Here is a 22850-nt window from a genome sequence, read left to right on the forward strand (position 1 = left end):
TTACCTCACGCCGTCCCTTCCACGACAGAGTAGGAACCGTCGGGTAGGGACATGTCCGCCGTGAAGACGACGTGTCCTCCGCATGCCTTCTCCATCGCGGTCACTTCCTCCCGCTTCTGGTTGATCAGCACCTGCAGGAGCGTCGGGGACACGCGGACCGCGACTTCCTTCCCGTGCTCTTTCGCAAGCTCGGAGTGGACCTTGCGAAGCAGGCGGACGATCACGGAATCCGAAGTGGGCAGCGACCCCGTTCCTCCGCACAGGTCGCACCCCTTCAGCAACACGTCGTAAAACGAGATTCCCATCCGCTGCCGGCTGATGCCGACGAGGCCGAATTTGCCCATGGCGGAGACGTCGCTCTTGGCCTTGTCCCGCTTCAGCGCGTCCTTCAGTATCTTCTCCACATCCTTTATGTGCCGGCGGTTCTCCATGTCGATGAAATCGACGACGATAAGGCCCCCCATGTCCCGGATCCTAAGCTGGCGCGCGGCTTCGACGGCCGCCTCCTTGTTCGTCCGGTAGGCCGTGTCCTCGATGTCCCTGTCCTTGGAGGAACGGCCGGAGTTCACGTCGATAGCCCACAGCGCTTCCGTGCGGTCGATCACGATGTGCCCGCCGGACGGCAGGGGGACCTTCCGGGCGCAGGCCCGCTCCAGCTGGTCTTCGAGGTTGAACTTGAAGAACAGCGGGCGCTTCTGCCGTATGACCTTCAGCTTCTGCATCTGCTGGGGATAATAGACGTCGAAGAACGCCCGCGCCTTGCGGTACGAGTCGTCCGAGTTCATCAGCACTTCCGCAACGTCGGAAGAGTAGTTGTCCCGGAGCGTGCGGACGACGATATCCTGTTCCTCGTAGAGAAGGGAGGGCGCCTTCTGCGTGCGCGCTCCCTCCACGGTGCGGTCCCACAATTTCAGCAGGTTTTCCAGGTCGGCCTTCAGGTCCTTCAGCGGCTGCCCCGCGCCGACCGTCCGGACGATGAAGCCGATATGCTCCGGATATTCCAGCTTCTCCATGTTCTTCCGGATCCGCTCCCGTTCCTTCTCTCCCGTGATCTTCTTCGAGATCCCGTAGCGCTTCATACCCAGCATCATGACGAGGTACCGGCCCGCGATGCTGATGTAGGAGGTCAGCGCGGCTCCCTTGATGGAGGATTCCTCCTTCGTAACCTGGACGAGGATCTCGGTGCCGGGGCGCAGATGCGGCCGTTTGTCCCCTTCGTTCCAGGTTCCCAGGCTCTCGATCAGCGCGCCGCCGCAATACTCGTTCAAGGGAAGGAAACCGTGCCTCCCGCCTCCGAACTCCACGAACGCGGCCTCGATCGCCTGGGCGACGTTGACCACCTTCCCCTTGTAGATGTTTCCCTTGAAGGCTTTACGCCGCTGGTTCTCCACCTCGAAGTAATCGAGGTCCCCGTCGCTTACGATCGCCACACGGATTTCCTCCGGGTGGAGGCCGTCGATCAGCATCACCTTTCGGGGGCCTTTGCCGGGTTCGGCGGCGGTCTCTTCCTCTTCCGCGCCGGTTTCCGCTTCCGCCTCCGCTTCATCGCTCCACTCGCCCGCTTCCGCCGTCTCGCGGACGCCGGGGTCATCCGAGGAGGTGCCTTCCGCCCCGCCGTCGAATTCCTCCCGCGCGGGGGCTTCCGCGGCGACCGATTCAACCGCCTGCGGCTGCGCAAGCCCTTTCCCCCTGCGCCGTCCCCTGCGGCGGCCCCTGCGGCGGCCTTTTCTCGGTATGTCCGCCGATTCTCCCTGCGCCGCATCGGCGGCGGGAGGAGTAACGGCGGCCGCTTCCTGCGGTATCTCCTGCGAATCTTCCTGCGCGGACACCGGCAGAGCTTCCGCCGCCACGGAAGCGACTTCCTCGTGCGTCGCTTCGCCGGGCGCCGGGAATGTCCCGGTCGGAGGCGTTACGTCGCCTCCGGGCGAGGTTTCCTGCGGCGCCGGCTGCCCCTTTCCTTTCCGGCGGCGGGACCTGCGTCGGCGGCCTCTCTCGCCTGGAGATGCCGCAATCTTCCTCTCCACTTCAAGTATTTCCGGCGTGGGTGCAGCCCCCTGCTCCTCTCCGGAGCCGCCATCAGCCGGCTCGCCGTGGGCGAGGGCCTCCCCTGCCGGGGGAACTCCCCCCGGGGGTTCCCCATCCCCCGGCAACGATCCCCCTTGCGTGTCCGCCGGTTGGGACGGCGCGGACGCCCCTTCCGCCTTGCGCCGGGGGCGCCGCCTCCAGTACTTGCGTTTCCCGCTTTCCTCCGTCATCAAAATCCTCCCGAAAAATTTTGATCCAGGAACCTGTGAAGGACTCCCGGAAGATCGCAAACGTCGCGCACGATTGCATGGGCCGGAGATGCCTCTCCCCGGCCTCCCACCCAGACCGTGAACATGCCGAGCTCCCTGGCCGGAAGCAGGTTCTCGCGGACGTCCTCGCAGAAAAGGGACGCGGCGGCCGATGCTCCCGTGACCTTCAGAAGTTTTGCATACGGATAGGGCGACGGCTTTGCGATATATTCCATGAACTCGATCCCGTAAATTCCTTCCATCTGGTCCGCGACGCCAAGAGCATCGAGAACGCGCCGGGCATACGATTCGGAACCGTTCGTGAACACGACCCTCCTGCCGGGAAGGCCGGAGAGCATCCGCCGCAGATCAGGCCGCTGCGGCACGATATCCGGTATCGGCACATCGTGCACGAATTCGAGATAATCGCCCGGCGGCACGCCGTGGTAATGCATCAACCCCCGCAGCGTGGTCCCGAATTCCTTCAGAAAGCTCTTTCGCACGTGCCTGGCCTGGTCCGGCTCCACGCCCAGCTTTTCCTGTACGTATCGTTCGATGCGCTCATCGACGATGCGCCAGAGGCTCACTTCGGGCGGATAGAGCGTGTTGTCCAGGTCGAATATGAACAGCGGCTCTACCGCCACCTTCATTCCCCTCCTACTTCGATGCAGGAAATAGCCAGGGACGGCGCGCCCGCGTTCCCGAACCACCGGAAATCGGAGCCGGCATCCGTCACTTTCGACAGGAGGGAGAGAACGTTTCCCGAAACCGCGAACCCACGGACCGGCTCCCTTTCCTCGCCCTCGTCGAAGCGGATCCCGGCTGCCCCGACCGAGAAATCCCCGGAAACCGGGTCGGCCGTGTGGATTCCCAGCAGCTCGGTGACCAGGACTCCCGTTCCCAGGTTCCGCATCATCTCCGCAAGGGTCCTGTCGCCTGCCGAAATCCGCAGGTTGGATATCCCCACGGCGGGGGGAACCTTGGGCGACGTCCTCCGGAGGCTGGCGGTCGTCCCGGTTCCCAGCTTCTTCCCCCAGAACGAATCCGCGAGAAATCCTCTCAGAACTCCCCCCTGCACAAGGACGTTCCGGCGGCAAGGCGTCCCTTCGGCATCGAACTTCGCCGCACCGCTGCCGGAGGGATCCAGTGGGTCGTCGCAGATATGTACTATTTCCGATGCGACCGTATTCCCGATCTTTCCCGAAAGTATCGACCTTCCCTTGACCACGTTGGAAGCGAGAAAGGAAGGAGCAAGGACTTCGAGCAGTTCCGCAGCGACGGCATTTTCGAGGATCGCAGCGTAGCGGCCGGTTTGCAACCGCTGCGGACCCAGCATCCTTAAAGCTTTTCCGGCGGCTTCGACGGCGATGTCTCCGGCATCCAGACCCGAAAACCTGCGGGAGAACCCGTATCCGTAACCCGTCTGCCCCTCGGCGCCATCCTCGGCGACCGCTTCGATCCATGCGGCGTACCGCGACTCGCGCGCCGCCCCGAAGCGCCCCGCCGAATTCCGGAACGCCGTTTCCCCGACCGTCTCCACGAGTGTCGCCGTGCGAACCCTCTTCATCCGCGGATCACGGGAAAGGGCATCCCGCTCCATCCGAACCGCGAATTCGGCCTTCTCGCGCTCTCCCACGCCCTCGCACTCCGGGTCATGCAAGGAAAGCTCGGGGAACCCGCCGTCCCCGCCGGGCAGCCCGTTGGCGGGATCGGGGTCCGCCGACGCCGCGGAGAAAAGGGCGGCCTCGACCATCCTCACGATCTCGTCGTCGCCTGCACGGAAACCGTAGGAGAACCCCATCCGTCCGTCCCGGAAAACGCGAATGCCGAGGGACAGGGTGTCCGAGAAGGAAAGGGAGTCGATCCCGCCTGAGCGGGAATCGTAACGCCTCGTGCGCTCCCGCACGACGCACAACTCCGCCGCTCCGCCGCCGCGCCGGGCAGTCTCCCTCGCGACGAGGCCGAAGAGGGACGTAAGCTCAGGCATTCCGCGTTCCGGAAAAATCCGCCACCAGGGCCACTTCGTCGCAATCGGGGAATTTGGAGCACTTCAGGCAGTCGGACCAGATCTTGTGAGGCAGCTCGGCCTTGTCCACCCGCCGGAATCCCAGCTTCTCGAAGAACACGGGCTTGTACGTGAGGGCGAATACCCTGGATATCCCCAGCACGATGGCTTCCGAAACGCATGCCTCGACCAGCTGCGTGCCCACTCGCTGTCCCATACGGTCTTCGCGCACCGCGAGGGAACGGACCTCGGCCAGGTCTTCCCACATTATGTGTACGGCCGCGGAACCGATCACTTCGTCGCCGTCCTCCACACAAACGAAGTAGTCCCGCAGGTTCTCGTATATCTCGCTTAGCGACCGCGGCAGCATGTCGCCCTTCCTCGCGTAGTCGGCGATCAGTTTCTGGATCGTCTTGACATCCCCCATCCTTGCCTTCCGGATCATCCCCCCGCCGCCCTCTCTATCAGTTCTTTCGCGTGCGCTTTGGCCTCCCCCGTGACCTCCGAACCGGAGATCATGCGCGCCAGCTCCAATATCCTATCCTGTTTCGCGAGCGGTTTCACGCTGGTGGTGACCGCTCCCACGGCGGAGGACTTGCTGACGAGGAGGTGGCTGCCCGCGAAAGCGGCGACCTGGGGAATATGCGTCACGCAGATCACCTGGGCCGACCCCGCGAGGCCTTTCAGGCGGGCCCCCACCCTCTCCGCGACCCGTCCGCCGATCCCCGTGTCTATTTCGTCGAAAACGATCGTTCTCCCCGTCCGGCCGCGGGATGACGCATTCCGCAAGGCCAGCATCACGCGCGAAAGCTCGCCGCCGGATGCGGTGTGCGACAAGGGCCTGAGCTCCTGACCAGGGTTGGCGCAGAACATCAGTTCCCCCTCGTCGAGCCCCGATGCGGAAAGAGAGGCGGCTCCGGGATCGCGCGAAACCATCGCGGCCCGGAATTTCGCGTCCCGGAGCGCGACCCGGGACAGCTCCTTTTCCACCGCTTCCCCCATCTTCTTCGCACCCGCATGCCGCTCCCGGCTCAGCTCTGCGGCGGCGGCGACGCACCCCTTCTCCTCCGCAGCCAGCGCTTCGCGCGCCGTGCGCTCCTCATCGAGAGCGGAATCGAGCCCTGCGCGCTCTGCGCGAAGCTCCTCGAGGTGGGCGATCAGACCGGGGACCTCCTTCCCGTACTTGCGCTTGAGGCGGCGGATTTCGGAGAGGCGTTCCTCTATCCGTTCCCGGCTCTCCGCATCCACCGTGATCTTTCCGGCGCGTGAAACCAGCTCCCGGGCGAGGTCCTGGGCCTCTCCCTGCGCCGCGCGCAGGCGCTCCGCAAGCTCCGCGAGGCGCGGATCCGCGGACGCGGCTTCCCGAATCCGCGCGGCCGCGAAGGACAGCGATGCGGCTGCGGACTGTTCCGATGAAGACAGCGCGCCTTCCGCTTCGCGAATCGCGGAGAGGATCCTGGCGGCGTTCCTGAGAGAGGCGTGCGCAGCGGCCAGCTCCTCCTCCTCTCCGGTCACGAGCTTCGCCCGGGACAACTCCTCCATCCCGAAGTCCAGCGACTCCATACGCCCGCGGGCCCCCGCTCCCCTCGCGGCGGTCTCCTCCGCCGTCCGCCGCAGGGCGCATACGCGGCGGAACATGCGGCGCACTTCACGCGCTTTCGCCGCCGTCCCGGAGAAATCGTCGATCGACGCCAGCGCCGCGGGCCGTGAAAGAAGATAGGGAACGCTGTGCTGGCCCACCATCTCCACGAGGAGCGGCGCAAGCGATGCAAGAGCGGACTGCGCCGCCGGCCGTCCGTTCAGGTAGGCCCGGCTCCTTCCCTCGACGGGTATGACCCTCCGTAGAACGAGTTCTTCCTCCCACGGGAACCCGGCTTCCTCCCATGCTTCCCGTAAATCCTCGCGGCCGGCAAGGTCGAAGAGAGCCGCCGCTTCCGCCTCCGACTCTCCACCGCGCACCGACATCGGGTCGGCTTTCTCTCCCAGCGCGAGGCGGATCGCCTCCACCAGGATCGACTTGCCGGCCCCCGTTTCCCCGGTGACGACGTTCAGGCCCGGCCCGAATGGAACGCGGACGTCTTCGAAGATGGCGAGGTTTCGGACGGACAGCTCGATCAGCATGGGCAGGAACGTATCAACGCTCTCCCCACTTGAGCTTGGTGCGAAGGACGGTGAAGTAGTCCTTGGAGGGAGAGCGGAAGAATCGAAGGGGGGCATCCGCCTTCTTCACCTCCACGACGTCCGATTCCCGGAGGCCGAATCCCACCTGGCCGTCGAGGGTAAGGAAGACGTCGGCTTCCCGGGATCGAAGTTCCGCCCTGACCACCATGTCGTCGGGGATGACAAGCGGCCGGTTCGTCAGCGTGTGGGGGCAGATCGGAGTGATCAGAATGGTGCGGAGCATCGGGTAGACGATCGGCCCCTGCGCGGAGAGGGAATACCCCGTCGATCCGGTCGGCGTGGATATTATGAGCCCGTCGGCCTTGAAGGTTGAAAGGTACATCTCGCCGACGCTCGTCTCGATGTCGATGATTTTCGCGAGCGCGCCCTTGTTGATGACGACGTCGTTCAGCACGGTGTAGTTCGCCACGCGTTCGCCCATCCGGTGGACGTGCGCCACGAGCATCATCCGTTCGTCGTAGTCGAAATCGTAGGAGAAGATCCTCTCGAGCACCGGGAAGAGCTCGTCGAGTGTGATCGCCGTGAGGAAACCGAGGGCTCCGAGATTCACCCCGAGGATCGGTTTTCCGGAGGTTCCAACGACGCGGGCGGCGGAAAGGAGCGTTCCGTCTCCCCCGAGAACTATGAGGAAGTCGCACGCATCCGGCAGCTTGGAGCGCACGACGGCCTCGCCGCGGCGGACAAGTGCGACCGTTTCACGGTCCAGCACAACCTTCCGCCCGCGGGCGGCAAGCCACTCGCAGAGCTCGGAAACGATTTTCGGCGCCCTGGGGTCGGTGTGTTTTGCAATGATCCCGACGCACTTCATCGCGCATTAGGATAATATATCGGCCGGAAAAGAGAAAGGCGGGATCTAGCCCGCATTTCTCACCAGGGTTCGTAGCGAGGTGGTGGAGACATGGCCGTATCCGCCACCGCAGTAGAAGCCTGGTGAGAAATGCGGGCTAGACGGGACCCCGCCTTTCGCCGTGTCGTGCGCGCCGCGGGCTACTTCCTGACCGTCCGCTTCCTTCCGTATCCGGCAAGTCCGACCAGTCCGCTCCCCAGCAGAAGCATAGTGCCGGGCTCGGGCACAGGCGCGGGAACGGGCTCGCCGAAAGCCTGGATTTCCGATACCGAAAACAGCCGGTCGCTGTTGTTCATGTCGCCGCTGAGCTTGAGCTTGCTCGTCACGATCGACGCGGGCAGCAGGTACTGCTCATTGTCGTTGAAGGGGTTCGGGCGCGTCTGCATCCCCCATACGTTGACGCCGTTGTACCAGTTGTAATTGGGAATATTCCACGCCGTTTTCCAGGAGCCGCTTCCATCGTCCCAATATTCCAGCTTGTAGGCGTCGTTGTCGTCGACCTGCGCGATGAAGCTGTAGATCGAATACGATCCGCCCAGGTCGATCGTTATGTACTGTCCCGTGTTGCCGCCCCTTGCATCCCACCACACGGCGCCCTGATCCCACCGGTTGTTCTTCGGGAGAAACCTTCCGTCGACAACGGTGGATTTATCGACGACCCAACCGCCGCCCCATCCGTTCGTGAAGAACGTTCCGCTCAGCGTGACATCCGAATTGAGAGCGACATTGGCCGCCGAAGCGCTGCCGCAAGCGAGTACGAGCAACATCGAGAGACATGAAACGATTCTTGAAGCCTTTCCCATGCCCAACCCCCGGGTGTCTTTTTTAAATTCGTAAGACCCGTCTCCCCGGACGTAGCAGCAATAACCAAGCCAGGATGCAAAACATTAAATAATGCCAATTGAATATACTAAATATGAACTTTTCAGCAGTTATTATTGATTAAGTGATTGGCAGCGATTATCCCAAATGGGTATAAATTTACCCATGCATATGCTTGTAGGCAATATTTTTCCGCCTTCAATTAAGACGGGAGACTTGCGGGCTAGCTCAGGCGTTGTACGGATGCGCGTCGAAAATGTCCTGGAACGACCTCTCGCAGGAGAGGAAGACGTCGAGGATATCCGGATCGAAATGCTCGGGCCTGGTGATGTAATTTCCTTTAGCAATGACATGCACGGCATCCTCGTGCCGGAAAGGGGGCTTGTACGGGCGCCTGCTCCTGAGCGCGTCGTACTTGTCGATCAGGTACATTATCCTCCCCTCGATGGGGATCTCCTCGCCTTTCAGACCGAACGGGTATCCTGTGCCGTCCCACCTTTCATGGTGATACAACGCGAATCTCTGAGCGGATTCGAGGTACGGATTGTTCGATCCGCCCAGGATCTTCTCTCCGATGATCGTATGTTTTTTGACGATATCGAATTCCTGCGGAGTCAGTTTTTCACTCTTAAGCAGGATCGAGTCCGGGGTTCCGACTTTTCCAATATCGTGCATCGGGCTCGAAAAGATCATAATTCCCGAATCGGGCTCTGATATCCCCAATTGGCGCACGAGAAATTCGGTATAGTGCCGCACTCTCCGGCAGTGCGAATGGGCGTCCTCGTCCCGGTATTCGGCGACCAATGTCAGCCGCTGGACCGTTTCGAGCAATGTTTCACCCACCAGGACCGCCGCTTTCCATTCCGTTTGGCTCGAAAACACGACCTTGTTCCTCCTGCCCCGTCGGTACTGATCCTATCGGACCGATCGGCGAATATCTTTATTTCCATATTTCGGCGAGAAGCATCGTTTTCGATACCCCGTACCGAACAAGCGGAATTTGATGGATAATATGTCGGAAAGGAATAGGAAGACCCATGAGCCGTTCAAGCCCTCCCACATCCCTCTTCCCGGGTCCGAAGCGGCCGCGCGCGCCGCTCGCCGACAGGATGCGGCCAAGGTCGTTGTCGGAGTTCGAAGGGCAGGAGGAGATCCTGGGAGAGGGAAGGTTCCTCTCCTCCGTGCTTTCCGCCCGTCCCCTCCCCTCACTGGTTTTCTGGGGTCCGCCGGGTTCGGGGAAAACCACTCTGGCCCGGATCATCGCGAGCGAGACGGACGCGGTCTTCCTTCCTTATTCGGCAGTCCTGTCGGGGATCAAGGAAATAAAGGACGCGCTTTCCGAGCTGAAACGGACCGTGCGATCGGGGGAACGCCCGGCCATCCTGTTCATCGACGAAATCCACCGCTTCAACAAGGCGCAGCAGGATGCGCTGCTGCCGTTCGTCGAAGAGGGCACGGTCACGCTCTTCGGCACCACGACGGAAAATCCGTCGTTCGAGATCCGAAACGCGCTGCTCTCGCGGTGCCGCGTTCTCGTCCTGACTCCGTTATCGCACGCACAGGTGGAAACCATCGCAAGGCGCGCCTTGACCGATGGGGAACGGGGGCTCCGAAAGACCGCGTCGTTCCTTGCTCCCGAGGCGCTCCGGCATATAGCGGAAATATCCGACGGGGACGCGCGCGTGGCTCTGAATGCGCTGGAGGCCGCTGTCGCGATTGCGGAACACCGGAACCTCGGACAGGTGACCGTGGCGGTCGCAGAGGAGGCGCTGAGAAAGAAGGCGCTTCTCTACGACAAGGACGGCGAAGAGCATTACAATCTCATCTCGGCGTTCCACAAGAGCCTGAGGGGATCGGATCCCGACGCGTCGCTCTATTGGCTGGCCCGAATGCTGGCGGGCGGCGAGGACCCGCTCTATATTGCGCGCAGGATGATCCGGTTCGCCTCGGAGGATATCGGCAACGCGGCGCCGGGAGCCCTGCAGCTGACTCTTGCCGCGGCGGAGGCATATCGCACAATGGGGAGCCCGGAAGGAGAGCTGGCCCTCGCGCAGGCGGCCGTATATCTGGCCACGGCGCCGAAGAGCAACAGGATATACACTGCGTTCGGACGGGCGATGAAGGACGCGGAGAACGCCGGCAGCCACCCGGTCCCGCTGCACCTGCGGAACGCACCCACAAGGCTGATGAAGGAGCTCGGATACGGGGAGAAATATCGATATCCGCACGACTTCGCCGACGCCTTCATCCCGGAGAACTACTTCCCCGAAACGCTCGGCCCCCGCAAGTACTACGAGCCTTCCGAAGCAGGTTACGAGAAGACGATCGCCGAGCGCCTCAAGGCGTGGTGGGACGGCACACGGAAGAACCGTAAATAGCCATTCTCTTGTCGACAAACCCTACGTGCACCCGAAATGCTCACACCGCAATAACTCGGGCAAGCCGCCGAGACGGGGTGCCCCGCGAGGCGTGCCGAGCCCGGCTGTAGCAAGGCACCTCCCGGGCGAGGTTACCTTCCGCCGACTCCGGGACCGGCGTGTATGAGGGCGGCCTCGATCCGAAGCAGCGAGTTCGAAACGTAGACCTCGCGGCGATGGGTTTCGAAGCCTGCGAGCCTGAGCTCCAGCACGTGCGTTCCGGCGGGCACCTTCAGGAACCTTTCCTCCGTGAACTCGGATGCCTTCCCCTGGATGACGCCGTCCAGCAGCACCTCCGCGTCGGGGGGGTTCACCGCGAATATCAGCCCCCCCTCGTTCCCCACCCCGTAGATCTGCCCCTTGGGAAAGCATCCGGCGAGGAGGATGACCGCCGACAGTCCGATTACGGGCACCAGGAGCTTCTTCATGCCGCGCCTCCTATCTCGCCAGCTTCACGATGTCGTTGACGGCGAATCCTTCTCCGGCCGTGCGCCTGCACACCGCCGCATCCTCGCCGAAGAAATCCGTAACCGTGACCAGGCCTTTCTCCCTGCCCGGCTTCCGTCCGAGTGAGACCTTCGTGTCGGGGTCGATCACTTCGCGGCCTTCTCCGAACACCTTCAGGCGGTCGCCGACCGCCAATCCCGTCTTCCGTCCGGCGTTCACGGTGATTTCGTCCCCATCCACCGCAGCGACTTTTCCGCTCCACTCGATCTTCGCCATGCGCAGGATGAGGTTATCGATGAACTTCGATACCGCGGCGCGGAGAGCTTTCCCCTCCATCGTCTCGTCGTACCCCTTCGTCCCTCCCATTCCCAGGATCTGCGTCGAGCTCTCTTCGTACACGCCGCTCCCGCTTTCGGCGTAGATCACCTGGCCTGTCGTCGCGTCGATGAGACGGACGTCGACCGTCGCCTCGGCGGTCTGGGCCTTGCTCGCGCCGAGCAGGTACGTGGCCGATTTCTGCTTCACGCCGAACTGGGAGACCGCTCCGGTGACGATAGCGTTAAGGCCCAGTATCTCGCCGGACTTCGCGCCCGTCCCCTTCTTGATCATGTTGGTCCCGGCGAGATCCTGCTCGTCCAGAACCAGTTCCATGTCGGAGCCGCGTGATATCAGTATGAATTGCCCCGACCGTGAAAGCTCCGTGATCAGGATGTCCTGAACGGCCCCTCCAAGGCGCCCCCTGCCATACGCGCTCTTGTCGGTGAATTTGATGACGGCCACCCTCTTCCTGGGCCCCTTCGTCGTAATGGGAGCTTCATACGCCGGGCTCCCCGAAGATGCAGCCGGGGCGGACGGGCGGTCCGCAGGCCCAGTTATGGGGGGCGACGTCGCACACCCGGCAACCAGCAGCGACAAAGCCAGCAACCACGTCCCGGAACGGCGGTTCCTCATTTCACTCCTCCTGTGACGGCGGGATCGGTTTGTCCGGCGACGCCTGATCCCCGAATCGTATTATCTGATGCAAGCGGAGCATGAAGCGCGCCGCCGGGAAGCTTGTGGGCGATGTTTCTTCCGACCGTCCTGCCGTACGGCGTCATCGGGTTCATCAGCAGGTTGACGATGGCATGACCGACGATCTCCGCGCCGATCTCCTTCCCTCCGCCGCGCGGCACGTTCTTCCTGAATTGCCGGTCTGCGCCCTGCCAGGCCAGCGAGCCGTCCCTGCGGTAAAGCCGGAACCCCGCCGCGACGGACACGCTGTTGTAGATGCCGGTCGTCGTTTTGTTCCACTCCTCAACGTCACCGTAGAAAACGCCGTCCACTCCCAGTGCCCCGCACACTTCTTCGGGCGTGGTGGACCTCAATTGGCCCCCGTAGCTGATTCCGAGGCTTTCCCTGAGCATGCGGTCGCTTTCCTCGACGGGAACGACGTTCCAGCCCCTCCCGGCGATTTCGCCTGCAAAGGCGGAACGGATTATCTCGGAGGCGTCCAGGTCATTGCTCCGGTTTTCCATGGGCGCTACGGCTACCTTCGGCCCGACCGAAGGCGAAGGCGGGCGTACCGTTTCCCTCTTCGCGGCTCCGCACCCCCCGGCGACAAGCAACGCAAGGACGGCTACCAATGGAAAACGGCAGACTCCCCGCCGGATCGATACGCGCATCTCCTTTTTTGGACGCGCCGGCGGGAAATTCATTCAATGGAATTCCAGGCGGTGATCATTCCTTCCAGTGTATGCAAGTGACGGGACACAAGTCCATCGCTTCCTGTATTGAAGCTTCCGTGTCCCCCTCCGGGTCGAAGACTTCCGCTTTCTGGTCCGCGTCGAAGCGGAACACGGTCGGCACGGTGTCCACGCAAACTCCGCAACTGATGCATTCCTCCTTCACGACATACGCGATCCTGTTCATATTTTCCTCCCCGCGAGAATCGATCGAGCCTGCACCGGCTCCCGTACGATTCCGCCGGAGGGCAAACTGTTTCCTGTCCGGCAAAAAACTGACGAAATCCCGGTGAGCGGGGCAGGTCAGGCGATAGCGAGGAGGCCGGCCTCGGGGTTCTCGGCGAGATAGGAGAGGAACGCGGTCACGCATTCGGGATCGAACTGCGTCTCCTTGCAACGGATCAGTTCCTCGATGGCCTCCTCCCGTGTCCGGGTCGGCTTGTAGGCGCGGGCGGAGATCATGGCATCGAAGGCGTCGGCGACGGCAAGGATGCGGGACGCCAGCGGGATCTCCTCTCCTTTCAGGCAGTCCGGGTACCCTTTTCCGTCGTATCGCTCATGGTGGTGCCGGACGATGGGGCAGAGACGCGCCAGCGAGCCGACCGGCTTCAGGATGTTTTCTCCCCCGATAGGGTGGCCCAGGACGAACGTTACGCCGTCCGGGGGCAGCGCCCCGGTGTTGTGCAGTATGTGGTCCGGGATGCCGATCTTGCCGATATCGTGAAGCAGCGCCGCGGATTCGACGTCCCGGATGAACCACTCGGGCAGCTTCATCCTTCTCGCGATCTCGACGGAGAACTCGGTGACGCGTTTGGAGTGGCCCCTCGTGTATTTGTCGCGCGCTTCCACCGCGGTCGCCAGCGCAGCCACCGTTTCGACGTAAGTGCGCTCCATCTTTTCCTTCAGATCCGCGTTTTCCATGGCGACGGCAACCTGGGTCGCCAGGTTCTGGATCATCTGGAGGTCGTCGCCCGTAATCTCCTTCTCGCCCTTCCGCAGCCCGATGCTTATGACGCCGCGGGCCTTTCCGCCTGCCATCATCGGGACGTGGACGGACCACGGCATGCTTTTCTCGAACTCGGTGAGCGCCTCGGTCTTCCGCCACGGCATCGATTCGGAGGTGGTCACCAATTGTCCGTTGGCGGCAACCCACCCGATGATCCCCTCCCCCGCCGGAATAACGGTGGATTTCATCTCATCGGGGAGCCCGACGGAGACACGCACCCTCAGGCGGTTGTCGGCCCGGGATACGAGAAAGATGGCGCCGATTTCGAGGCCGGTAAGGGAAAGAAGGGTGTTGAGAAACACGGTGAACATGTCGGTGATGTCGCGCCGATTGCTGCCCGAGGCGCAAACCTGCGACAGAAGCGACTGCATCTGCTTTTTGGAGGTCTGGAGGTTGTCGACGGTGTGCTGGAGCCGGCTGGTGATGCGGTTGAAATTCTTTGCGAGATCGCTGATTTCCGTGGCGGCGTCGGTGCTCAGGCGCCGTGTGATGTCCCCCTCGGCGATGGCCGCGGCGTCCCTTGCCGCGCGCAGAAGAGTCTGAACCACGGACTGCGTTACGAAGAACCCCGCCATTCCCAGGATCAACACGGAAATGACGATGACGGTGATCTGGGCCGAATCCTTCGGCAAGCCGGTGGTATATTCGGTGAAGAGATATACCGCGATGAACAGGGGGATGACGAACATCGCCGAAAAGGCGATGATGAACTTCCTCGCAAGCGTTTCGGTCCTGGTCTTGCGCTTTGCCGGATGCGGGGTGTCAGGGCCGATGTCGATGGGAGCGGAACCTGCCTTTTCGGCCACACCGTCTACGGCCACTGGAAACCCCTTGAATTCCGGGCACGATTCATCCTTGCAGGACATCGTTCCATGTTAACCATTTCGGAAACGGATTAAAGAACTTTACAGGTTGATTGCAGATGGAAGTTGGCTGGGAGGGAAGGGGTCGAACCTTCATTAGAGGCTCCAAAGGCCCCTGTCCTGCCGTTAGACGACCTCCCAACAACTTCGTGAATCTTATCGGGCGGCCGCCATGCCGTCAAGTTTGCGCAGTTCGGCATCGTATTCCGTCAGGACCGCCCCCTCGATCATGTCACGGGTCTCGGTATTGAGAGGATGGGCCGTGTCCCGGTACGTGCCGTCCTTCTTCTTCTTGCTGGGCATCGCGACGAACAGGCCGCTATTGCCGTCGATTATCTTCAGGTCCCGCACCACGAAGCAGTTGTCGAAGATGATCGTCGCGTACCCCTTGAGTTTTTCGTTGTCCGAAACCGGGTAAACCTTAACCTCCGTGATTTCCATCTTCCCCCCCTTCCTTCCTTCTCAGATGTTGCGGGCGACGAACAGCCTCCGCCCGTCGTCTCGCGAAAGCATCCCCCGCGCGCGATGCGCAGCTTCCGCGCTATCGAACAATCCGAATACAGCCGATCCGCTTCCGGAGAGCCCCGCCGCTCTCGCACCCGCCGACAGGAGCTCCCCCTTGATCGCTCCTATCTCCGGATGCATGATATCCCACGCGGACTCGAAATCGTTGGTGACTGCGCAAATCACGTCCTCCCAGCATGAAAAGGCAGGTATATCCGCCTTTCCGGGAGGATCGCCCGCCCCGCGCCGCAGCCGCTCGTACCCCTCCCTCGTCGAAAGCCCGAAGGGCGGCTTCACTATCAATGTGAAGAACGGCACGCTCCAATCCACCGGGGTCAGCCGTTCCCCGAAACCCTCCGCCAGCGCCGGCATGTTCAAGGTGAAAAAAGGGACATCCGCTCCCGTTCTTCCGGCCAGACCGAGCAGCGTATCCCCTGAGGGGACGCGCCCGGTAACCGCCATCATCCCCTTGAGCGTTGCTGCCGCGTCCGAGCTCCCGCCCCCAAGACCTGCCTCGGAAGGAATCCCTTTCCGCACATGTATGCGGACCCCTTTCGGCGTCCCTGCCCATTCCATGTACAGCGCAGCCGCCCTGTAACAAGTGTTCGAATCCCCGCCGGGAATCGACGGGTCGTCGGTCGTTACATGAATTCCGGAATCGGCCTCTTCCACCGTTACCTCGTCGTAGAGGGAAACGGGGACCATTACCGAGCGGATGTGATGTAATCCGTCGGCGCGTCGGCCGAAAACTTTGAGGGAAATGTTCAATTTTGCAGGAGCGAGGATGGATAAACATGTGGGAGCGGTCACGATGCACTCATATCAAACGATGTTTTTATTTGAGGTTACTCCCCTCCTTCCGGTTTGTCAAGCGATGGCGAAGGGACAAGGCCAATATTTTGGCGTAAAAAAACGGCAAGAATATCAATGGGTTTCGAACATAATGAACGAGGAACTCACTCCTTCTTCCTGAATAGCAAGCCGGAATGCGCGTCCGCGTCGACTACCACGGCGTCCCCTTCCCTGAAATTTCCCGATAGAATAGAAAGGGCGAGGGGATCCTGGATGTGCTTTTGTATGGCCCTCCGCAGGGGCCTTGCTCCATAAGCCGGATCGTACCCGATCTCCGCTATGCGTTCCCTGGCCTTTCCAGTCAACGTCACGCTGATATTCCGATCATCCAGCCGTGAGTTGAGCTCGCGCATCATGAGATCGACGATGGCGGCGAGCTGCTCTTTCCCCAGGGCGTTGAAAATAATGATTTCGTCCAGCCGGTTCAGGAACTCGGGGCGGAATACCCGCCGAAGCTCCTCCATGACCCTGTCTCGGACGGCCTTTTCCCCTTTTCCAGCCATCTCCTGGATCCAGGAAGAACCGATATTGGACGTGAGGACAGCAACGGCGTTACGAAAGTCCACCGTCCTGCCCTTCCCGTCGGTAAGCCGCCCGTCTTCGAGGATCTGGAGAAGCACATTGAAGACGTCCGGGTGCGCTTTCTCCACCTCGTCGAAAAGAACGACCGTGTAAGGCTTTCGGCGGACAGCCTCCGTCAGCGCCCCCCCTTCCTCGTACCCGACATACCCGGGGGGAGCCCCGATCATCCGGGCGACCGAATGTTTTTCCATGTATTCCGACATGTCGAGACGGACCATGGCGGCCTCGTCGTCGAACAGGAACTGCGCAAGCGCCTTCGCCAGCTCGGTCTTCCCGACGCCGGTAGGCCCGAGGAACAGGAACGAACCGATGGGGCGGCGGGGGTCCTTCAGGCCGGATTTCGCACGGCGGACTGCGTTCGACACGAGCCGGACGGCTTCCTCCTGTCCCACTACACGTGCGCCCAGTCTCTCCTCCATCCGGAGAAGCTTCTGCACTTCGCCTTCGACAAGCCGCGATACGGGGATTCCCGTCCACCTGGATACGATCCGGGCGATGTCCTCCTCGTCCACCTCTTCCTTGAGCAGCCTGCCCCCCTGCCCTCCTGGGGGAGAGGCATTCGCGAGCGACTCGGCATCCCGCTGGAGAGCGGGGATCGTCCCGTATTTAAGCTCGGACGCCTTTTCCAGGTTCCCCTCCCGCTCCGCCCACTGCATTTCGGAACGTGCCTGCTCGATCCGCTCCTTGACGGTCCTTCCCCGGGCGATCGACTTCTTCTCCTCTTCCCACAGGGCGAGGTCGCGGGCCTCCCGCGCGGAAAGGGACGAAAGCTCCTCCTCGAGGCGCGCAAGCCGCTCCCGGGAGGGCTCGTCGGTCTCCTTGGAAAGCGCGAGCTTCTCCATTTCGAGCTGGGTCTTCCGGCGCTTGACCTCGTCGATCTCCGTTGGGACGGAGTCTATCTCTATACGCAGGCGGGACATGGCTTCGTCCATGAGATCGATGGCCTTGTCGGGAAGGAACCGGTCCGTGATGTACCGGTGGGACAGCGTCGCGGCCGCAACCAGGGCGGTGTCCTTGATACGAACCCCGTGATGCACCTCATACCGTTCCTTCAACCCGCGAAGGATCGCGATCGTGTCCTCCACCGTGGGCTCTTCCACGCGCACCGGCTGGAAACGCCGCTCCAGCGCCGCGTCCTTCTCCATGTGCTTCCGGTATTCGTCGAAGGTCGTAGCGCCTACGCACCGAAGCTCTCCGCGCGCCAGGGCGGGCTTGAGCATGTTCGAGGCATCCAGCGCGCCTTCCGCCTTCCCCGCTCCGACCAGGGTGTGCATTTCGTCGATGAAGAGGATCACGCGGCCCTCGGCGGCGCTGATCTCCTTGAGCACCGCCTTGAGCCGGTCCTCGAACTCCCCGCGGTACTTCGCCCCGGCGATCAGCGCGCCCATGTCGAGGGAAAGCACCCGTTTCTCCTTCAATCCCGCCGGCACGTCTCCTGTCACGATGCGTTGGGCCAGCCCTTCCACGATCGCCGTTTTCCCCACGCCCGGCTCGCCGATCAGTACCGGGTTGTTCTTCGTGCGGCGCGAAAGCACCTGGATCACCCTCCGGACCTCGTCATCCCTCCCGACCACCGGGTCGAGCTTGTCGCGCCGGGCCATCTCCGTCAGGTCGCGGCAATACTTGTCGAGCGCCTGATACTTGTCTTCCGGATTCTCGTCGGTGATCCTCTGGGTGCCGCGGATCGCGGTCAGGGCGGAAAGGAGCGATTCGCGGGTGGCTCCGTGCTTGCGCAGAAGGTCGGCCGCCTTCCCCGGTTCGGACGTGAACGCCAGGAGAAAGTGCTCCGCGGAAAGGTACTCGTCCCTGAAGGCGTCGGCTTCGGAAAGCGCGCGCGAGAAAATCGGCTCCAGCCGGGGGGAGAGTCCCCGCGACACCGCGCCGGACACTTTCGGCAATGCTGCGACGAGGGCGTTCGCATCCGCCTGGAGCTGCGTGAGCGAAATGCCGGTACGGGCGAAGAGGTCGTGCGCGACTCCTCCCTCCTGCCGGAGAAGCGCCGCGAAGAAGTGCTCGGGAGCGACTTCCGCGTGCCCGCGCTCCGATGCGAGCCGCACCGCGTCCTGGAGCGCCTCCTGGGACTTGACGGTGAGCTTGTCGAGGGAAATCATCCGACTATTTGTTCTTCACCGCCAGGAAGATCCGGGCGTCGCCGCGCTCCACTAGGAACAGGACGGTTTTCGCGCTCTTGACCTTTTTCAGCTGTTTCTGGAACTCGGCGGTGTTGGGCACCGGCTGCCGGTTGATCTGCCGGACGATGTCGCCGTCCTGGAAGCCTGCGTCGTCCGCCGGGCTTCCGGGCTCCACGGCGCTGACGATCACGCCTTTGCGGTTTTCGAGCTCCATGTGCCTTGCGATCTCTGCGGTGATGTCCTGCACCGTCAGCCCAAGCCCCTTCGTGAGGTCCGGTCCGCCTCCCGCGCGCCGGCGCGGCTCCCCTTCCATCTCCGCGATGGTCACGGGTATGGTCATCTCCTTGCCGTCGCGGATCACTTTGACATCGACCTTCTGGCCGGGCCGTGTGGTAGCGACGATCTGGGGAAGCTCGTGCTCGTCGGAAACGGACTTCCCGTTGAACGCCACGATCACGTCCCCCGACCGGAGCCCCGCCTTCTCGGCAGGCCCGTCCTTGGTCACGTCGGCCACCACCGCCCCTTTCTTTCCGGGGACGGAAAGGGACTCCGCCATATCGGGAGTGAGCTTTTGTATGTAGACGCCAAGCCACCCGCGGGTGACCTTGCCCTTCTCCTTAAGTTGGCCGAGGACCGACTTCGCAAGATGGATGGGGGTAGCGAATCCGATCCCCTGTCCTCCCTGGATGATCGCCGTGTTGATCCCCACCACTTCGCCTTTCAGGTTGAACAGGGGGCCTCCCGAGTTCCCCGGATTGATCGACGCGTCGGTCTGGATGAAATCGTCGTACGGTCCGGATCCTATGATCCTTCCCTTGGCGCTCACGATCCCCGCCGTGACCGTGTGACCCAGGCCGAACGGGTTCCCGATCGCAAGGACCCACTCCCCTATCTCCAGCTTCTCCGAATTGCCGAGGTGGACGAATGGAAGCTTTTTCCCGGATTTTATCTTTATCAGCGCGATGTCGGTCTTGGGATCGGTCCCGACCACTTCGCCCTTGAACTCTTCCTTGTCGAGGAGCGTGACGGAGATCTCGTCGGCCTTTTCCACGACGTGGGCGTTCGTCAGGATGTACCCGTCCTCCGAGACGATGAAACCCGATCCCAGGCTCTTCCGCTTCTGCTCCTTCGGTATGTTGCCGAAGAAATTGTTCCAGAAATCGTCGTAGGGGTCCTGCTGCCCGAAGGGGGAGCGCATCCGCGGACGGTTAAGCCGAACCACCTGTGTAGTGTTGATGTTGACCACCGCCGGGGAAACGTCCTTGAACATGGAAGGGATGTCGACCGGGAGCAGCCTGGAGCCGGCCGGGGAGGAAACCGCGGGATTCTTGTCCTTATCCCCCAGGAACAGCGCGTTGCTGATCGGAGACAGGTTCAGCGCGGCCGAGATCACGACCCCAACGGCTACCGCGGCGAGCAGCAGCACCGCGAGACGTCCCTTGTTCATCTCCTTCAATTTCACTTTCCCTTTCCTCCTTTTTCCTGCCCCGCCTTCATCAGTTCCAGGTAACCCATCCGGAGATGGTACAGTCCCTCCGAAAGGATTCCGGTTTCCTCTTCCGTGAGGTTCCCCTTCGTCTTCTCCTGGAGGACCGAAAGAAGGTCTATCGAATCCTTGGCGGCAGGCAGGTTGACGGGCGAACGCTTGCCCTCGGAGGACCGGATCATCCCCATGTTGGCCATCGCACCGAACTGCAGCATGCCGACAAGATCCAGGAACTGGGGGCCACCGATGGAAGACGGCTCTGCACCGGGGCTTTCTTCCCCTTTGACATCCTGAGGCCCGGGCCGGTTCCCGGTTTCCTTCGGCGGCTCCGGCTGCTGCGGAGGCGGAGAAGGAGACGCCGCGGGTGTTTCCCTCTCTTCCTTCTCCAAGCCGCGCTTGTCGACGACCTTGAAACCCTTCTTTTCCTCTTCCATCAGATGGGCACCTTTTGCGTGATGACGATCACCTCGCCGCCGGCTTCCTCGACGAAGAACTGGTCGGATTCCTTCCAATGCAGCGTTACGGGCATCTTCACTTTCTCGTCGATGTGCCGCTTGAGGAACCGCGCTCCGTACTTCACGCTGAACCCGGCGCGCGCCAGCGCCGAGAGCGCGGCGTCGCTCACGGACAGAGCCTTCCCTTCGCGGGCCATCGTTTTCCGGATCTGGTCGAGGTACAGCGCGGCGATGGTCCTTACCTCATCCATGGAAAGCGGAGAGAAGACTATCACCTCGTCGAGCCGGTTGATGAACTCGGGGCTGAACCGGTTCTCGACCGCCTTTACGACCCCCTTGCGGATCGGCTCGAAATTTTCCGCACCGTCGGCAAACCCCAGCGGACGGGTGAGCTTCGCAAGCTCCTCCGCCCCCAGGTTGCTCGTCATGACGATGATCGCGTCGGAGAAGTAGACCTTCTTGCCGCGCCCGTCCGTGAGCCATCCCTCGTCGAACACCTGCAGGAAAAGGTTGTGTACGTGGGAATCGGCCTTCTCGATCTCGTCCAGCAGCACAACGGTATAGGGGTTGTCCCGCACCTGGTTCGTGAGGATTCCTCCCCGCTCAGATCCGACGATTCCCCGGGGCATGCCGATCAGCTTGTCCACCGCCAGCGCCCCGTCCCGGTATTCCGACATGTCGACCCGCACCATGTGGCGCTCGTCGCCGAAAAGGTACTCCGCCAGCGCCTTCGCCATCTCCGTCTTCCCCACGCCGGTGGGCCCCAGGAAAAGCAGCACGCCGTCGGGTCTGAAGAGATTCGCCTTCAGTGGTCCCTTGTTGAGCCGCAGCGCCTTCGCCACGGCCGCGATCGCCTCCTTCTGGCCGACCAGCCGCCGCGCGATCTTCTCTTCGATGTCGCGGAATCGGTCGACGACGTCCCTCTGCACGATATCGACCGGCGTCCTCGTCTCGTCGGAGATGACCCCGAGGACGTCCCTGGGGCCTACGACCTTCTCCTCCCCGCCGCGGATCTCGACGCGGACGCACGCCGTGTCGATCCAGTTGATCACCTTGTCGGGCAGCCGGAGTGAACGCGCGTACCGGTCGGACATCGAGAGCGCCAGGTCTATGGCATCGTCCCGGATCTCCACGCCGTAGTTGACCTCGAGCCGGGGCTTGAGCCCGAAAAGGATCTCCCTGGTCTCGTCGATCGTAGGCTCCTCGATCTTCACCACACGGAACCGGCGGGCCAGCGCCTCGTCCTCCTGGATGATCTCCTTGTATTCGGTGACCGTAGTGGCCCCGATGATCTGCACTTCTCCACGGGCCAGGCTGGACTTGAAGATGTTCGCCGCGTCGGAGGGGACCCCCATCGCGGACCCGGCCCCGATCAGCGTGTGCGCCTCGTCGACGAACAGGATAATGTTCTTCCTCTCGCGGACCTCCGCGATCACCTTTTCGATCCGGTCCTCGAACATACCCCGGAAGACGGTTCCCGCGACCACGGTGTTCATCTGGAGGTTAACGATCTGGCTCTCCCGCAGCCGCTCGGGCACCCTGTGCGGCTCGTACTCCAGCCGCATCGCCAGCCCTTCCGCGACCGCGGTCTTCCCCACGCCCGGGTCGCCGATGATCATCACCGAATTGCTCCGGTCCTTGTGGCAGAGGTACTCGATTATCTGGTCTATCTCCCGCTCGCGCCCTATGATCGGCGGGATCTTCCCTTCACGGGCGAGCAGGTTCAGGTTCACGCCGAAGGTCCGGAGATTCGCCGGGAGTTCGTACCGCTTGCGGAACTCCTCGACCTTCTCTTCCCGCGTGCGCAGTTGCGACGCGAAACGGGAAAGGGCGAGTGCGGGGTCCACGCCGTAGGACTTGAGGATGCGCGCGGGAATCGAGTGGATCTCGTGGAAAATCCCCAGGAAGAGATCCGACGCGTCGATCTGGGCGCGGCGGTTCCGCTGCGCCGTTTCCCACGCGACGCGGAAGACCTGCTTCGTCGCCGGGGGGACCTTCAACCCCACACCGAGGTACTGGCGCGATATGTTCAGGTGCTCGTTCACCGAATAGAGCACCGCCTCCACGTTCAGGCCGATCGTGTTCATGAGCTCGCGGAACAACGGTTTTTCCTGCTCCGCGAAGGCGATGAACAGGTGTTCGAGCCCCAGGTAATAGTGATGCCGCCGCTGCGATTCCTCTATCGACGCGTTCAGCACGCGATGCCCGGATTCGGACAGTTTTTCCCGGTAGAACGATATTTCCATCATGGTGATAC

21 protein-coding genes and 1 tRNA gene are annotated in these 22850 nt (G+C 62.3%); 2 read left to right on the forward strand and 20 right to left on the reverse strand.

Features of this window, described 5'->3' with window-relative positions:
* Nucleotides 1–5: 5 nt before the first annotated feature.
* The 8 genes from HY896_12880 to HY896_12915 form a co-directional block, all read right to left on the reverse strand.
* Nucleotides 6–2255 (reverse strand): Rne/Rng family ribonuclease, encoded by a 2250-nt coding sequence (locus HY896_12880; GenBank protein MBI5577239.1) that lies wholly within the window; start codon nucleotides 2253–2255, stop codon nucleotides 6–8.
* Nucleotides 2255–2923 (reverse strand): pyrimidine 5'-nucleotidase, encoded by a 669-nt coding sequence (locus HY896_12885; GenBank protein ID MBI5577240.1) that lies wholly within the window; start codon nucleotides 2921–2923, stop codon nucleotides 2255–2257. The genes HY896_12880 and HY896_12885 overlap by 1 nt, the downstream gene beginning before the upstream one ends.
* Nucleotides 2920–4260 carry a TldD/PmbA family protein gene (locus HY896_12890; protein ID MBI5577241.1) on the reverse strand — a complete coding sequence of 447 codons (1341 nt, stop codon included), beginning with the start codon at nucleotides 4258–4260 and terminating at the stop codon, nucleotides 2920–2922. The genes HY896_12885 and HY896_12890 overlap by 4 nt, the downstream gene beginning before the upstream one ends.
* On the reverse strand, nucleotides 4253–4723 hold the full coding sequence (locus HY896_12895; protein MBI5577242.1) for an N-acetyltransferase: 471 nt from the start codon (nucleotides 4721–4723) through the stop codon (nucleotides 4253–4255). The genes HY896_12890 and HY896_12895 overlap by 8 nt, the downstream gene beginning before the upstream one ends.
* Nucleotides 4720–6399, reverse strand: a complete 1680-nt coding sequence (recN, locus tag HY896_12900) for a DNA repair protein RecN (GenBank protein ID MBI5577243.1) — start codon at nucleotides 6397–6399, stop codon at nucleotides 4720–4722. Before recN ends, HY896_12895 begins: the two co-directional genes overlap by 4 nt.
* Nucleotides 6400–6412: 13 nt before the next feature.
* Nucleotides 6413–7267, reverse strand: a complete 855-nt coding sequence (locus HY896_12905) for an NAD(+)/NADH kinase (protein MBI5577244.1) — start codon at nucleotides 7265–7267, stop codon at nucleotides 6413–6415.
* A 179-nt stretch (nucleotides 7268–7446) separates the two neighbouring features.
* Nucleotides 7447–8073: a PEP-CTERM sorting domain-containing protein gene (locus HY896_12910; GenBank protein MBI5577245.1), complete on the reverse strand. Its 627-nt coding sequence runs from the start codon at nucleotides 8071–8073 to the stop codon at nucleotides 7447–7449.
* Between the two features lie 283 nt (nucleotides 8074–8356).
* Complete coding sequence (locus HY896_12915; GenBank protein ID MBI5577246.1) at nucleotides 8357–9010, reverse strand: HD domain-containing protein; 654 nt, start codon at nucleotides 9008–9010, stop codon at nucleotides 8357–8359.
* A 155-nt stretch (nucleotides 9011–9165) separates the two neighbouring features.
* Here HY896_12915 and HY896_12920 point away from each other — a divergent pair, with 155 nt between their 5' ends.
* The gene (locus HY896_12920; GenBank protein MBI5577247.1) at nucleotides 9166–10506 is read left to right on the forward strand and encodes a replication-associated recombination protein A; all 1341 of its coding nucleotides are present in this window, start codon (nucleotides 9166–9168) and stop codon (nucleotides 10504–10506) included.
* A 131-nt stretch (nucleotides 10507–10637) separates the two neighbouring features.
* Here the strand turns inward: HY896_12920 and HY896_12925 are convergent, their stop codons facing one another.
* Both HY896_12925 and HY896_12930 read right to left on the reverse strand, forming a co-directional pair.
* Nucleotides 10638–10973 carry a PEGA domain-containing protein gene (locus HY896_12925; GenBank protein MBI5577248.1) on the reverse strand — a complete coding sequence of 112 codons (336 nt, stop codon included), beginning with the start codon at nucleotides 10971–10973 and terminating at the stop codon, nucleotides 10638–10640.
* Nucleotides 10974–10983: 10 nt separating this feature from the next.
* Nucleotides 10984–11772 carry a hypothetical protein gene (locus HY896_12930; protein MBI5577249.1) on the reverse strand — a complete coding sequence of 263 codons (789 nt, stop codon included), beginning with the start codon at nucleotides 11770–11772 and terminating at the stop codon, nucleotides 10984–10986.
* Here HY896_12930 and HY896_12935 point away from each other — a divergent pair.
* On the forward strand, nucleotides 11762–11959 hold the full coding sequence (locus HY896_12935; protein MBI5577250.1) for a hypothetical protein: 198 nt from the start codon (nucleotides 11762–11764) through the stop codon (nucleotides 11957–11959). The genes HY896_12930 and HY896_12935 overlap by 11 nt on opposite strands.
* On the opposite strand, the gene HY896_12940 is transcribed toward HY896_12935, so the two are convergent.
* The 10 genes from HY896_12940 to HY896_12985 all read right to left on the reverse strand — a co-directional run bounded on the left by HY896_12940 (nucleotide 11940) and on the right by HY896_12985 (nucleotide 22842).
* Nucleotides 11940–12614 (reverse strand): DUF799 family lipoprotein, encoded by a 675-nt coding sequence (locus HY896_12940; GenBank protein MBI5577251.1) that lies wholly within the window; start codon nucleotides 12612–12614, stop codon nucleotides 11940–11942. The genes HY896_12935 and HY896_12940 overlap by 20 nt on opposite strands.
* A 94-nt stretch (nucleotides 12615–12708) precedes the next feature.
* Nucleotides 12709–12900 carry a ferredoxin gene (locus tag HY896_12945; protein ID MBI5577252.1) on the reverse strand — a complete coding sequence of 64 codons (192 nt, stop codon included), beginning with the start codon at nucleotides 12898–12900 and terminating at the stop codon, nucleotides 12709–12711.
* Between the two features lie 116 nt (nucleotides 12901–13016).
* On the reverse strand, nucleotides 13017–14540 hold the full coding sequence (locus HY896_12950) for an HD domain-containing protein (GenBank protein MBI5577253.1): 1524 nt from the start codon (nucleotides 14538–14540) through the stop codon (nucleotides 13017–13019).
* Between the two features lie 109 nt (nucleotides 14541–14649).
* Nucleotides 14650–14723: transfer RNA gene (locus HY896_12955), tRNA-Gln, on the reverse strand.
* A gap of 15 nt (nucleotides 14724–14738) precedes the next feature.
* Nucleotides 14739–15023: a septation regulator SpoVG gene (spoVG, locus tag HY896_12960; GenBank protein ID MBI5577254.1), complete on the reverse strand. Its 285-nt coding sequence runs from the start codon at nucleotides 15021–15023 to the stop codon at nucleotides 14739–14741.
* Nucleotides 15024–15044: 21 nt separating this feature from the next.
* On the reverse strand, nucleotides 15045–15896 hold the full coding sequence (gene ispE, locus HY896_12965; protein ID MBI5577255.1) for a 4-(cytidine 5'-diphospho)-2-C-methyl-D-erythritol kinase: 852 nt from the start codon (nucleotides 15894–15896) through the stop codon (nucleotides 15045–15047).
* A gap of 146 nt (nucleotides 15897–16042) precedes the next feature.
* On the reverse strand, nucleotides 16043–18631 hold the full coding sequence (gene clpB / locus HY896_12970) for an ATP-dependent chaperone ClpB (GenBank protein MBI5577256.1): 2589 nt from the start codon (nucleotides 18629–18631) through the stop codon (nucleotides 16043–16045).
* A gap of 4 nt (nucleotides 18632–18635) precedes the next feature.
* Nucleotides 18636–20099: a DegQ family serine endoprotease gene (locus HY896_12975; GenBank protein ID MBI5577257.1), complete on the reverse strand. Its 1464-nt coding sequence runs from the start codon at nucleotides 20097–20099 to the stop codon at nucleotides 18636–18638.
* A gap of 11 nt (nucleotides 20100–20110) precedes the next feature.
* Nucleotides 20111–20572 carry a DUF1844 domain-containing protein gene (locus HY896_12980; protein MBI5577258.1) on the reverse strand — a complete coding sequence of 154 codons (462 nt, stop codon included), beginning with the start codon at nucleotides 20570–20572 and terminating at the stop codon, nucleotides 20111–20113.
* Nucleotides 20572–22842: an ATP-dependent Clp protease ATP-binding subunit gene (locus HY896_12985; protein MBI5577259.1), complete on the reverse strand. Its 2271-nt coding sequence runs from the start codon at nucleotides 22840–22842 to the stop codon at nucleotides 20572–20574. The genes HY896_12980 and HY896_12985 overlap by 1 nt, the downstream gene beginning before the upstream one ends.
* Nucleotides 22843–22850: the final 8 nt, after the last annotated feature.

The organism is Deltaproteobacteria bacterium (assembly GCA_016218975.1).
Classification (GTDB): Bacteria; Desulfobacterota; Deferrimicrobia; order Deferrimicrobiales; family Deferrimicrobiaceae; genus JAENIX01.

What these genes read in the sequence shown, in the direction of transcription:
- spoVG (MBI5577254.1), bottom strand. Translation starts at nt 15,023, where the DNA reads ATGGAAATCACGGAGGTTAAGGTTTACCCGGTTTCGGACAACGAAAAA.
- HY896_12880 (MBI5577239.1), bottom strand. Translation starts at nt 2,255, where the DNA reads ATGACGGAGGAAAGCGGGAAACGCAAGTACTGGAGGCGGCGCCCCCGG.
- HY896_12920 (MBI5577247.1), top strand. Translation starts at nt 9,166, where the DNA reads ATGAGCCGTTCAAGCCCTCCCACATCCCTCTTCCCGGGTCCGAAGCGG.
- HY896_12885 (MBI5577240.1), bottom strand. Translation starts at nt 2,923, where the DNA reads ATGAAGGTGGCGGTAGAGCCGCTGTTCATATTCGACCTGGACAACACG.
- HY896_12945 (MBI5577252.1), bottom strand. Translation starts at nt 12,900, where the DNA reads ATGAACAGGATCGCGTATGTCGTGAAGGAGGAATGCATCAGTTGCGGA.
- HY896_12980 (MBI5577258.1), bottom strand. Translation starts at nt 20,572, where the DNA reads ATGGAAGAGGAAAAGAAGGGTTTCAAGGTCGTCGACAAGCGCGGCTTG.
- recN (MBI5577243.1), bottom strand. Translation starts at nt 6,399, where the DNA reads ATGCTGATCGAGCTGTCCGTCCGAAACCTCGCCATCTTCGAAGACGTC.
- clpB (MBI5577256.1), bottom strand. Translation starts at nt 18,631, where the DNA reads ATGATTTCCCTCGACAAGCTCACCGTCAAGTCCCAGGAGGCGCTCCAG.
- HY896_12895 (MBI5577242.1), bottom strand. Translation starts at nt 4,723, where the DNA reads ATGATCCGGAAGGCAAGGATGGGGGATGTCAAGACGATCCAGAAACTG.
- HY896_12975 (MBI5577257.1), bottom strand. Translation starts at nt 20,099, where the DNA reads ATGAACAAGGGACGTCTCGCGGTGCTGCTGCTCGCCGCGGTAGCCGTT.
- HY896_12985 (MBI5577259.1), bottom strand. Translation starts at nt 22,842, where the DNA reads ATGATGGAAATATCGTTCTACCGGGAAAAACTGTCCGAATCCGGGCAT.
- HY896_12925 (MBI5577248.1), bottom strand. Translation starts at nt 10,973, where the DNA reads ATGAAGAAGCTCCTGGTGCCCGTAATCGGACTGTCGGCGGTCATCCTC.
- HY896_12890 (MBI5577241.1), bottom strand. Translation starts at nt 4,260, where the DNA reads ATGCCTGAGCTTACGTCCCTCTTCGGCCTCGTCGCGAGGGAGACTGCC.
- HY896_12910 (MBI5577245.1), bottom strand. Translation starts at nt 8,073, where the DNA reads ATGTTGCTCGTACTCGCTTGCGGCAGCGCTTCGGCGGCCAATGTCGCT.
- HY896_12935 (MBI5577250.1), top strand. Translation starts at nt 11,762, where the DNA reads ATGACGGCCACCCTCTTCCTGGGCCCCTTCGTCGTAATGGGAGCTTCA.
- HY896_12905 (MBI5577244.1), bottom strand. Translation starts at nt 7,267, where the DNA reads ATGAAGTGCGTCGGGATCATTGCAAAACACACCGACCCCAGGGCGCCG.